The organism is Roseibium sp. (assembly GCF_039982295.1).
GTDB lineage: Bacteria > Pseudomonadota > Alphaproteobacteria > Rhizobiales > Stappiaceae > Roseibium.
Genome location: NZ_JBDWYP010000048.1, coordinates 1 through 11,680, shown reverse-complemented (window position 1 = coordinate 11,680; position 11,680 = coordinate 1). Strand labels below are relative to the sequence as shown.

Sequence of the window (11,680 nt, the reverse complement as noted above, 5' to 3'; positions counted from 1 at the left end):
ACGCCCTCTCGGCTTTGTCCTGACAGTCGGCGAGATCTCCTACTACAGTACCGTTCCCGCCCTTCTGGAGATGCCTTGCAGCAAGCCCCGACTGTTCCTGGCCGACAAGGGATACGATGGCGATGTCGTGCGTCAAAGCTTCTGCTCGCTGGTATCAGCCCAGTCATTCCGCCAAAGTCAAACCGCAGGGAGCCGATACCTTGCGATTTCCGAGCCTACAAGGACAGGAACCGGATCGAGCGAATGTTCAACAAGGTCAAACAGTTCCGCAGGATCGCCGCCCGATACGACAAAACCAAAGTAACCGGCCGATTGTTACCGCGGCGCTTGGGCCTTGACGCGGGCAATGACGTGGGGATCTGAGACGAAGTCATCGAGGAAGCCGTTCCAGTTTTCGGTTGAGCTTCTGGCTTCGGCGAGCATGTCTTTCAATTCGTGGATGCCGTCGTCGGTGAGCGCTGTAACGTAATCGTCCTGACCAGTTTGGACGCTGAGGATGCTGCCATAGGTCAGGTTGTCATCGTTTTCGACGATGGCCACCAGAAGCTCGAGGTCTTCACCGAGCAACTGCGCGACACATTCGAGTGTGGTGACATGAGTGACGGCGGCCATCAGGCAGCCTGTGCGCAGGAGACCTGCATGGGTTTCCAGTTCCAGGGAAGCAACTCGTCGAGACGATTGATCTTGTGATCGTGGATGCGGTCGAGAACATCGGCCAGATAGGCCTGCGGGTCTAGCCCGTTCATCTTGACGGTTTCGATGACCGTCATGGCACGCGCGAGCGTCTCGGCACCGGTGTCGGCGCCGGCGAATAACCAATTTTTCCGGCCGATTCCAATCGGACGCAGGGCGCGTTCAGCGGCATTGTTGTCCATCGCCACGCGGCCATCTTCAAGGAACAGGCAGAAGGACGGCCAGCGGCTGAGGCCATAGCGGAACGCCTTGGCAAGCTCGCTCTTGCCGGGCAAGCGTGTCAGTTGCCGCTCGGCCCAGACCTTGAAGTCGTCGACCTTCGGCTTGGCTCGCGCCTGGCGCGCCGCGCGGCGGACATCGGCAGGCTGGCCCGAGATCTCACGCTCGATGTCGTAGAGGGCTCCGATCCGGTCGAGTGCTTCACGGGCTATTTCGGATTTGGTTGAGCTCCAGACATCGTGGAAGTCCCGGCGCAGATGGGCCCAGCATGTAGCCTCGCGGAACCGGCAGGCTCCGTCGAGCCCGGGCTCATAGAGCTTCGCAAAGCCCTTGTAACCATCGGCCTGCAAGATGCCGCTTGCGTGCCTGAGATGGTGCTGGACGTGCCCCTCCTTCCAGTCCGGGGCGAAGTAATAGATCGCTCCGGGTGGCGCGGCACCGGACCATGGACGCTGGTCGCGAACGTACGTCCAGATCCGGCCCTTCTTCACGCCCTTGCCAAGGCCCCCACCAGATCCTTTGTCCCGCAAGGATCGATCCAGCACCCGGATCGGAGTGTCATCGGCATGCAGCAGATCACTGCCCATGACCTCGGCCTCGATCCGGTCGATCAAAGGCTGAAGCACCCGCATGGCGCGGCCGCACCAATCCACCAACGTGCTGTCGGGGATGTCGGCGCCCATTCGGCCAAAGATCTCGTTGAGGCGATACAGCGGAAGGTGGTCATCAAACTTGGAGACCAGGACGTAAGCCAACAGGCCCGCGCCGGCCATTGAGCCCGGGATCGGCCGGCTCGGTGCAGGAGATTGCACCATCTTCTCGCATCGGCGGCAGGATTTCTTGAGCCGGGCGATCTGGATGACCTTCAGCTGCGCCGCGATCATGTCAAGGATTTCGCTGACGTCCTCGCCCACGACACGCAGATCGCCGCCGCAATCGGGGCAGCATGTGCCGGGGTCCAGTTCCCGGCGCTCGCGCGGGGTCGCAGCCGACACACCCGGATGCCGCCGCCGCTTGTGCACGCGCGCGCCGTTGACAGCAGCTGCGGGCTCGTCCTCTTTCTGACCTTCGTCGACCGGTGTGCCGGCGCTCTCTGTGACCGCAACCAGCAGATCTTCCAGCGCCAGTTCCAGCTGTTCGATCTCACGCTCGATCTTTTCCGAGGATTTGCCGAAGGCCTGTTTCTGGAGTTTGGCAATCCGAAGCCGCAGGGCTTGAACCAACTGGTCATGGACCCGAAGCGTTGCCGACATCTTCGCGTTTTCCGCCTGCAAAGCGGCGATTTTCGCCTTCAGGATGGCTGGATCATCAGGAAGATTTGCGGCATCGGCAGACATGAACCTAACGTAACCACAGATCCAATGAATATGCCAAAAAAATAAAGCAAATCAGTTAGATAATTCACCCCACCCGAGCCGGCGGCGAACCCCAGTCCGGCCTGCGCCAATCGATGCCTTCCCATAGCATCGCCAGCTGCGCCGAAGTCAGACGAGCCGTGCCGTCGACAACCGAAGGCCAGGGGAAGCGGCCACGCTCCAGGACCTTGTAGTAAAGACAGAAGCCTTGGCCATCCCAGTACAAAAGTTTCAGCCGATCACCCCGCCGCCCACGGAAGGCAAACACTGCTCCACTCATTGGCTTCTGACGAAGCACATCCTGTGCAAGAGCTGCAAGCCCTCCGATACCCTTGCGCATATCAGTGACGCCGCAGGCGAGATACACCCGAACACCGGTCCCCGGGCCGATCATGACGCTTCCACCGCCCGGATCAGCTGTTTCAGCGTGGCCCCATCCAGGCGACTGTCGAAACGCAAGCAGCGCCCGTTGCTCAGGCGCAATTCAACCGGAACCGGATCCGAATTGACCGACTCCTCACGGATTGCCGGACGAACGTCCGGAATTCCCTGCGCGGATGAAAGCTCCACCGGAAAGAACAGCGCGCCGTCGTCCGGCGACCACAATCCTTTCTTCTTCAGATCACGCCGCCACGTATAGATCTGCTGTCGGCTCACATCGTGGCGCTGCGCAACCTGGGTTACCGTCGCACCATTAACCCCGACCGACATCACGATCCCGAGCTTATCCTCATCTCGCCACCGCCTTCGCCGCTCAAGCCCAAGAATTTCACCACGCATCGACAACCCCGCATAAGACACGTCGCAAACGACGTCGTTATGCACGTATCTTACAATAAACGGCTCAATTCAGGCAGGCGGTGGCAACCGGGTGGTTACCTTTGATGCCTTTGCCCTGCAACCATTCAGCCAGATCCCCAGAGACGTAGCTGGGCCGTTATCGCTGAGCAGGCGCGGCTTGTGAATGACGTGGACCTGGTCGCAGCCTGATGCATGTAAAGCCAGATCAAGCGTGTCGGTGACGTCTTCAGCCCTCATGTTGGTGCAGAGTTTCCACGCGATGATGTAGCGGCTGTAGTCATCCAGGATCGTGCTGAGATAGAATCAGCCCCACCCGAGAACCTTGAGATACGTGAAGTCCGTCTGCCAGAGCTGATTGATCGCAGTCGTCTTGTCTTTGAACTCACTGGCGGCCTTGATCACGATAAAGGCTGGGCTGGTAATCAGGTCATGCGCCTTCAGCACCCGATAAACTGAAGCTTCTGATACAAAGTAGCTTTCCCGATCCGTGAACGTCACCGCCAACTCCCGTGGCGACAGGTCCGTCTCCTTCAATGCCAGCGTCACGACTTTGCGCCGCACCTCGTCAGGGATGCGGTTCCAGACGTGTTTTAGCCTGGGAGATCGGTCCTGCAAATCAGCTGCGCCACGCTGAAGATGACGATCATACCAACGGTAGAACGTGGTGCGGGGGAGGCTGAGCTTGGCGAGTGTCTGACGTGCTGACAGATGCGATCCTTCGACAAGCCGGATGATCTCCAGCTTCTCAGATGCTGCGTACCTCATTCTTGGTCGCCCTCATCCCCTACATACTTTTTTAGAAGCCGCAACTCAAGCGCTTGCTCCGCCACGACCTCCTTAAGGTCACAGGCCTCACGGCGTAGGTCTTTGACTTCATCGGTCGTCGCAGCACGCGCTGTTTCGCCGGCTAACCGGCGCTTGCCAGCCTCCATGAAATCCTTCGACCATTTGTAGTAGATGCCCTGGGGTATGCCTTCGCGACGGCACAGCTCAGCGATGCTGTCTTCGCCACGCAAGCCATCCAGGACGATCCGTATCTTCTCTTCGGATGAGTAATGCTTGCGGGTGGCTCGTTTGATGTCTTTGACGAGCTTCTCGCCAGAGCTTTTACGTGTTCCAGTTGGATGTCTCATGCACCACTCCTCAGTGGTTACGATGAGCCAACAAATCTCTCTTATCACATAACCCTAGTTGGACCCATAGGCGCTGATGGCGAACAGGAGCCGGACCTATAGGGCGAAAGGTACAGATCAGGACATAGGCGAATGAGGCGAACCAGAGCTGATTGGCTCGCCTCTATACGCGGCTTTCTTCACCCAGTTTCTGATTAAGCTCCAGACAGATGAAAGTACAGCGGCAGGTCAAGACGATTGGCAGTGACATCCATCGAGCCCCTTCAGTTTGTCGCCACTTTCCGGATTTCACCGGCTTTAAGCTTCGCGAAGTAGCATTTCGTCTCTTTTCTCACCACCGGCATCAGGATGTATAGGCCGATGACATTGGCGATCGACATTGCGAAGATCATGGCATCAGAGAAATCGATCACGGGCCCCAGACTCATGGAGGCGCCGATGATCACAAAGACGCAGAAGATCGACTTGAACAGATTGGCTGCGAGTGGTCCTTCACCGAACATATAGGTCCATGCTTTCAGACCATAATATGACCATGACAGCATTGTGGAGAAGGCGAAGAGCAGGACGGCCAGTGCCAGAAGATAGGGAAACAAGAAAAGCTCAGCGCCGAATGCTACGGAAGTCAGTTCAACGCCTGTGAGGCCGCTGTCGAGTGCGCCGGTGAAAATGATCACCAAAGCGGTCATGGTACAGATGATGACCGTATCGATGAAGGGTTCCAGGAGTGAAACGACACCTTCCGTTGTCGGTTCGTCCGTCTTAACGGCTGCATGAGCAATGGCCGACGAGCCCACGCCGGCTTCGTTGGAGAATGCAGCGCGTTTGAACCCCTGGATAAGGGCTCCAACGGCGCCACCTGCTATGCCTTCCGCCGAGAAGGCTCCGCCAATAATCTGACTGACTGCCCAGCCAAGTTTGTCGAAATTGAGCGCAATAATAAAGAGGCAGATACCAACATAGAGTAGTGCCATGAAGGGAACGATCTTTTCCGTTACTCGGGCGATTGAGGTGATGCCACCAATTATCACGAAACCGACCAGCGCCGCCATAATAAGCCCAAAGAGCCAGCCCAAGTCGGCGAAGGGGCTGGCGTTGCCGCCTGTAACGTTGACAAGCTGCTGAAAGGCCTGATTGGCCTGAAACATATTTCCGCCACCAAGCGCGCCACCGACACAGCAGACCGAGAAGAAAAGAGCGAGGAACCGGCCGAGGCGTGCTTTGCCCCTCTCCGCCAATCCCTCTGAAAGATAGTACATCGGACCGCCGGAGATCGTACCGTCCGGCAGTTCCAGACGATACCTTACTCCCAAGGTGCATTCGGTGAATTTGGAAGCCATGCCGAGTAGTCCGGCAACGATCATCCAAAAGGTGGCGCCAGCGCCGCCGATGGAGAGGGCAACCGCAACACCTGCAATATTGCCAAGGCCGATTGTGCCAGAAAGGGCGGTCGTAAGCGCCTGGAAATGAGAGACCTCTCCGGAATTGTTCTGCTGGGTATAATCTCCTTTGACTAGCGATATGGCATGACCGAAGGCCCGGACCTGGATAAACCCAAAATAGACCGTGAAAATAGCTGCCGCCAGCACCAGCCATCCAACAATAAGCGGGAACTGAGTTCCGGCGACCGGCACCGAATAAAAAATTGTCGACGCTACGGCGTTGGACAAGGGGGCAAGGGCGGTGTTGATGGTTTCGTCGATGCCAGCAAAGGCGCTTCCGGGTACGAGCGGAAAGCCTGAAGCCGCCGCATAGAGTATTTTTTTCATCAATCTCAACTTTTTAAGGAACTATTCCAATGTTGCAGGGGGGGGGGGCTTAACGCATGATCGTTACTGGCACGGTGGACGCTTGAATCAGATTGATTTCCAGTCCACCAAGCAGGCGGTCAGCCAACTTTCGCGAGCCCTGGCGTCCGATGAAGATTTGGCAGTCGCCGAGCTTTTCAGCAGTCTCACAGATTATCTCTCCCGTGTGCCCGTAAAGGGATTCGCTCGTTGCCTGAGTACCGCAAACGGAAAGCTCAGCCACAACCGGACCCACGATACTTTGATCTCGTCGGTTCCGCTTCTCGACGCCTGAGACGCGCGACCAATTCATCTTGAGTCAAATAGCTGTGAGGAGACCATTCCAGAACATGAACAAGATGAACTCGGGCCTTCGTGACCCGGGATGTAGCGGCAGCAAGTGCGTGAGCCCAACGTGCGGAATCGGCCTCATCGAAATCAAAAATATAATCATCAGACATGCACTTCTCCCTCCATTGCGAACGCGATTTCACGCCAATGAAAACCACGAAACCGTCGGAGCAAACGGCCACGGTCGCCCGCACAGTCTCCGTTTCCCGGTGAGGCACGTCCGCTACACAAGCAATCGACGCCATTCGTTGAATTTTCTGCGGTTGGGTCGCCTTTCGACCCTTTTCCGCTACGGCGCGTTCCTTAGTGCATGAATTATTTAATCCCGAAGCGAGGGCGCTTGCTGTGCTCTTTGTGATAGGCATGCCGATTTTCTGCGTGAGAACCCACTGTTATCTGATGGCGCACCATCCGGAACGTGTCTCAGGGGCAGGTTCATGATTTCATGAGATAAGACAATAGGTTGTGAGCCTACGCGTCATGACCCTGATACTGGCAATGGCGACCCGTGCGGTGGCACTTTCGATGGATTGTTCCCAGTCCTTTGCAAGCCTGGGGCATCGTCCGAATCACCCTAAGGTACGTTTGGCTAGTCATCGCCAGGGCAAGACGTGGAGGCCTTTGGCGATATCTGAGCGCTTGATGTTCTCGATGGTCCGCACGCAGCAGCCGACCAATGCGGCGCGGAGTTTGTCGCTCGCATGAACCGGCACGAACAGCATCAGGCCAAGCGTATCGGTGATGATATGGCGCTCGCGCCCCTTGATCTTCTTGCCTGCGTCATAGCCGGAGACCCCGGCGGTTGGCGAGGCTTCACGCCCCTCCAGTTCCCGCGTGGCGGCAACAAGGATCTGGTTGATGGTTTGCCAAGGCCCGCTATCGCGCCAGCAATAGAAATAACCTCGTACCGTTGAGACTGGAGGAAAGTCTCTCGGCAGCGCACGCTAATGACTGCCGCTGCCCGCGAGATAGAGGATCGCGTTCATCACCTCCCTCATGTCGGTCGTTCGCGGTCGTCCCCCGGACTTGGCCGGTGGGATCAAAGGCGCCACTACGGACCATTCGTGGTCCGTCAAATCGCTTGGATAACGAAGATGGGGCCGGTTATGTTGCTTGCGAGTGATATCATCCTAGGGCATCCGATCCTCCATCTTCTCGACAAAGACGGTTGAATCACAACCCTCTGATATCAATCAATAAATTTAAATTTACCTCTCAGGGGAAACACAAGTTGCGGCCATGCAGGGCGGGTTGGGCGCCGCTGAGAACGACTTTCGGGCGAGGTGCAAAGGAAAAATTTCAGGCGCAGGCAGCAAAGGTCCGGTTCGGAGCGAATGCAGTTCTGTTTCCCAAGAGCCGCCGAATCTTGCGCCTACGGGGCAAAAAACACGTTCGGAGCCTGAAAAGGCATGCCGCAAAGCCCACCGCTTCGGAGCGATGATTTCGGAAAATGCGGCGGGGCTGTGTTGGATGTCACATGTGATGCGACCCTGGGACGCTTAAATTTTAAGGGAGAAAATGGTGTGTTGAGGTGTTAGCGGCACAGGCTAAATGCCCCGTTTTTTTGGCCTAAAATCTTCCGGTGCGATATTGCAGAGGAACCTTTGATGGGAAAGCGGAGAATAGAGAAGCACAGGTTTAGCGAAGAAATCGTCGATGAACTCGTTCCCCTAACCAAAATCGGGAACTGGCGTATTGTTCTGCTTGTTGCTGAAGACTATCTGGTCATCGGAGCCTGTGTGGCGCTTTGCCTTTCGGTGAGTTGGCTGTTCTATCCTTTTGCCTGGCTGGTAATCGGGAGCAGGCAAAGGGGCTTGGCCAACATTATGCACGCCGCGGCGCATGGAACCGCGGCGTGCAACCCAATTTGGAACTACCTGGTCGGTACTGTGTTTGCCGGCTATCTGGTCGGTCAACAATACTTTAGGTACATTCAGACGCATGTGGTCCGGCATCACGGCATGTTTGGTAGCGAGACCGCGGATCCCGATTATCATCAGCAAATCGAACTCGGTTTTTATCTGATCAAGAATCCCAAGCAATTTTACAATAAGTTCGTCAGAAACGCTTTGCTGGGCCTGATGATCCCGAAGTATATCTTTTACGTCGTCAAAGATCGTTTCCTGAGCACGCGGGAATCCAACTTCCGTGAGGTGCGAAGCATCGTGACTGCACGGCAGGATCGTATAATATTCACAATCCAATGGTTGGCGATTCTGACCGCTGCCTTCTATCTCGAGTACTTCTGGATACTGATCGCTTTCTGGATCGTACCCCTGTTTACTTCAGCAATGATCATAGGCTGGTTCATTGAGTTGTCGGAGCATTTTCCGCTGATGGAAAGCGGAGAAAAAGACATATACATGAGCAGGAATCGCCAGGGCAACTTCCTCGAGCATTTCCTCGCCGGTGTTCATAACGATGACTACCATCTCGAGCATCATCTCAACCCGCGCATTCCGATGTGGAATCTGAAGAAGGCGAGCAGGATTCGGGCAAAGGACCCTGAATACCAGCGGTGGAACAAGAGCTGCGCCGGGATATTTTCAAAAGGCGAGGGCGCCACCTGCGGCGATACCCTATTTCAATATATCTCCAAAGTGCATCTGGTTTAAAAAGCGAAGGTTTGAGCGAACATGAGGAATCTGATTTCAATTCTCGATCTTGAGGCCGAAAGCCTTGCGGCGCTCGTCTCACAGGGTGTTGAACTTGCCTCCCGTCCGCCGGAAACGTATGATAAGAGCTTGAGCGGGAAACTAGTCGGGCTTTATTTTTCACAGAGGTCGACCCGGACACAGACCGCGTTTCATCGAGCCGTGCAACTCCTCGGCGGACAGACGATTGCCTATTCAGGAACAAACCTTCAGGTGGGCTCGGGTGAGACGCTCTCGGATACCGGTGCGGCCCTAGGGCTTTACCTTGATCTGCTCGTCATGAGAACCAATGGTGATCCGAGGGAATTGATTGCCATCTCGCAGAAAACCGATATGCCTGTGATCAACGCATTGTGCCGTCAGGAGCATCCGACTCAGGCCATTGCCGATTTGATAACCATGCGTGAGCACTTCGGTCTGCTTGAGGGTATCCGCATTTTGTATCTTGGGGCCGCCAACAACACTATGTATTCCCTCGCTCTGGCGGCGGCCATGACCCCCGGAATTCAGTTGACGTTGGTTACACCGGATACATTCAGCTTGAGTAGCGAGCAGCTTGAAACACTGGCTACGTTGGCGCGCAGCAACGGATCGCATATCAAGCAACTGTATTCGATAGACGACATTTGTGACCGCTTCGAAGCAGTCTACACAACACGGTGGGCTTCCATGGGGATCGCGCCCAGTGAAGGCAACTGGCGAGAGAAGTTCAAAGGCTTTCGCGTTGATCGTGCATTTCTTGATCGAACCCTGAGTGCTGGCGGTGTCTTCATGCACGATCTGCCAGCGCAGAGACAGGTCGAAGTGACCGATGATGTCATGGATGGTTCTGAAAGCATCATCTGGAAACAGGCACGAAACAAGATGACCGCTTCTGTCGTCGCCCTACGGCACTGTTTGGGATCGGATGCCTGATTCTTGGTGGCTGGACATCCAATGACGATGGCATCGTGACAGCGGCCAGGGAGCCACACACCCTGCGCGGTGCCAAGAAGACAGAGTGGGTGGTCGGCGCAATTTCTGTCCGTTCGAAAAACTGAGTGTTTGGACCTTCATGCAAGACTTCACGACAACCTTGATCTTTCCTGTAGGGATCTTCGCGCTGACTCTCGTGGCCTCTCCTGGCCCGAACAATTTGATGCTCTCAAGCTCCGGCACGAATTTCGGTTTTCGGCGCACGGTCCCTCATATGCTGGGTGTCAGTCTGGGCTCGCCTATTTTACTGCTTGTTCTTGCCTCCGGAGCAAGTGTCTTGTTCGAATACAATTCGGTCCGCGCGATATTGCGCCATCTTTGCCTTGCATATGTTTTCTGGCTCGCGTTCAAGATCGCTACGTCCCCCCACCCGCAGGATAAAGACAGCGCCAGGCCGCTGACTTTCCTTCAAGCCGCTGCATTCCAGTGGGTCAATCCAAAGATCTGGAGCCAATATGTTTCGGTGCTTGCTGTCTTTGTTCCTCAGCGTGAAGATTTTTGGAGTTCGGTGATTGTTATCGCGGTTGTTTTCGTGGCAGTGGGGCTGCCTGTCGCAGGACTTTGGACGATGCTTGGTCACGTTTTCTCGCGTCTTCTGAACAGCCCTTTGCGGTTCAGATTATTCAATCTTGCAATGGCAGTTTTTCTGGTCTGCTCCGTCGCGAGGAGCATGGTAGACATGCCTCTATTAGGGTCGGGGTCCTGAAGTGCCTGTTACGGCGTTCTATCGCTAAAGAGCTCCCGCGTACGGACAGCGCAAGTCTTGGATTCGGTAAAAAAGTAGAGGCTGGTGTAACAAAAAGAACCGCGCCAGATTGGCATGGGGAGTAACCAGTGGGAATGATGAAGTCCATTGGTGATCACTCTGGTGAGGATGTGACGGCTTGGAGTGGCGTCTATTGTAAGTTCCGGGTTTGGTGTAAGACTGTTTTTATGTCGCGTCGGTTCACCATCACGTTGCCGGTTACTCAGCGGGCGAGGAAATATTGTGGTAAATTCAAAGTCAGACAGCGGATTTCCGCGAACCCCGTCGCAGTTGCCTGCTTCTCAAGGCGGTGCCGAGAATGTTGAGCAGCCATTAGGTCGTAAAACCGTCAAACAGACCGGCGGGCCGGTGGATGGTTCGTCAAGGCACGTGCCTGGCGAAAAGCTCAAGAATTTGAGGGTGGGGGTAAGTCGTCCGCTCGGTAGTTGGATCTCTCTGAGAAACCTGGAAAGGGATATCAAGGGTTATAAGGCGGATGATGGGTTGGAGCTGGTCGAGAGGGCGCTGGAGGTCATCGACCAGCTAAGAGTTCGGACGAAAAACCAGTCGTTGCGGTCGAAGATCCGTGTGATCGAAAAAGAGCTCGTTAAGCTCCAGCAGAGCGGTATGGTCAGGGGCGACTTTTATAATTTTGCGACCGATGTTCGCAGTTGGCTCGAGAAGGAGCTTAAGTCTTCCGAGTAGCGGACAAGCCAAGGGAACGTGGCAGAATTTGAACGGCGGGTTTGGGGCGCCGTCGACCGGGACACTTGCACCATTTCTTTCGAGTTCTTGTTTTTATTTTGAAAACAAAAAGTTAGTGAAGTGCTCCCGGAAATCCGAACAGGTTTCTAAGGTGTATCCCACTGATTTGAAGGGATACGAGAATGGCGAAACGCCGGAATTTTTCGGACGCGTTTAAGGCGAAAGTCGCGCTTGAGGCTTTGCGGCGGTGACAATACGATCC

Annotated in this window: 11 protein-coding genes and 2 pseudogenes; 5 read left to right on the top strand and 8 right to left on the bottom strand. The window is 55.5% G+C overall.

Going from position 1 to position 11,680, the window contains the following annotated elements:
- Positions 1-75 precede the first annotated feature (75 nt).
- On the top strand, positions 76-363 hold the full coding sequence (locus ABJZ52_RS09585) for a transposase (protein ID WP_348322438.1): 288 nt from the start codon (positions 76-78) through the stop codon (positions 361-363).
- Here the strand turns inward: ABJZ52_RS09585 and ABJZ52_RS09580 are convergent.
- The 8 genes and pseudogenes from ABJZ52_RS09580 to ABJZ52_RS09545 all read right to left on the bottom strand — a co-directional run bounded on the left by ABJZ52_RS09580 (position 316) and on the right by ABJZ52_RS09545 (position 7,463).
- Positions 316-612: a hypothetical protein gene (locus ABJZ52_RS09580; protein WP_348184377.1), complete on the bottom strand. Its 297-nt coding sequence runs from the start codon at positions 610-612 to the stop codon at positions 316-318. The genes ABJZ52_RS09585 and ABJZ52_RS09580 overlap by 48 nt on opposite strands.
- Positions 612-2,249, bottom strand: a complete 1,638-nt coding sequence (locus ABJZ52_RS09575) for an IS66 family transposase (RefSeq protein WP_348184376.1) — start codon at positions 2,247-2,249, stop codon at positions 612-614. The genes ABJZ52_RS09580 and ABJZ52_RS09575 overlap by 1 nt, the downstream gene beginning before the upstream one ends.
- 64 nt (positions 2,250-2,313) lie before the next feature.
- On the bottom strand, positions 2,314-2,661 hold the full coding sequence (tnpB, locus tag ABJZ52_RS09570) for an IS66 family insertion sequence element accessory protein TnpB (RefSeq protein ID WP_348184375.1): 348 nt from the start codon (positions 2,659-2,661) through the stop codon (positions 2,314-2,316).
- The gene (locus tag ABJZ52_RS09565; protein WP_348184374.1) at positions 2,658-3,047 is read right to left on the bottom strand and encodes a transposase; all 390 of its coding nucleotides are present in this window, start codon (positions 3,045-3,047) and stop codon (positions 2,658-2,660) included. The genes tnpB and ABJZ52_RS09565 overlap by 4 nt, the downstream gene beginning before the upstream one ends.
- A gap of 100 nt (positions 3,048-3,147) precedes the next feature.
- Positions 3,148-4,201, bottom strand: a pseudogene (locus tag ABJZ52_RS09560) (IS3 family transposase); the annotation flags it as partial.
- A gap of 263 nt (positions 4,202-4,464) precedes the next feature.
- Positions 4,465-5,970 carry an alanine/glycine:cation symporter family protein gene (locus ABJZ52_RS09555; protein WP_348179873.1) on the bottom strand — a complete coding sequence of 502 codons (1,506 nt, stop codon included), beginning with the start codon at positions 5,968-5,970 and terminating at the stop codon, positions 4,465-4,467.
- Between the two features lie 49 nt (positions 5,971-6,019).
- Positions 6,020-6,301 (bottom strand): universal stress protein, encoded by a 282-nt coding sequence (locus ABJZ52_RS09550; protein ID WP_348190059.1) that lies wholly within the window; start codon positions 6,299-6,301, stop codon positions 6,020-6,022.
- A gap of 481 nt (positions 6,302-6,782) precedes the next feature.
- Positions 6,783-7,463, bottom strand: a pseudogene (locus ABJZ52_RS09545) (transposase).
- A gap of 483 nt (positions 7,464-7,946) precedes the next feature.
- On the opposite strand from ABJZ52_RS09545, the gene ABJZ52_RS09540 reads away from it, so the two are divergent.
- The 4 genes from ABJZ52_RS09540 (at position 7,947) to ABJZ52_RS09525 (ending at position 11,418) form a co-directional block, all read left to right on the top strand.
- Positions 7,947-8,954 carry a fatty acid desaturase family protein gene (locus tag ABJZ52_RS09540; protein ID WP_348190057.1) on the top strand — a complete coding sequence of 336 codons (1,008 nt, stop codon included), beginning with the start codon at positions 7,947-7,949 and terminating at the stop codon, positions 8,952-8,954.
- Positions 8,955-8,975: 21 nt separating this feature from the next.
- Positions 8,976-9,908 (top strand): hypothetical protein, encoded by a 933-nt coding sequence (locus ABJZ52_RS09535; RefSeq protein ID WP_348190055.1) that lies wholly within the window; start codon positions 8,976-8,978, stop codon positions 9,906-9,908.
- A gap of 139 nt (positions 9,909-10,047) precedes the next feature.
- Positions 10,048-10,674, top strand: coding sequence for a LysE family translocator (locus ABJZ52_RS09530; protein ID WP_348187651.1), 627 nt, complete (start codon positions 10,048-10,050; stop codon positions 10,672-10,674).
- 282 nt (positions 10,675-10,956) lie between these two features.
- Complete coding sequence (locus tag ABJZ52_RS09525) at positions 10,957-11,418, top strand: hypothetical protein (RefSeq protein ID WP_348187654.1); 462 nt, start codon at positions 10,957-10,959, stop codon at positions 11,416-11,418.
- Positions 11,419-11,680 lie beyond the last annotated feature (262 nt).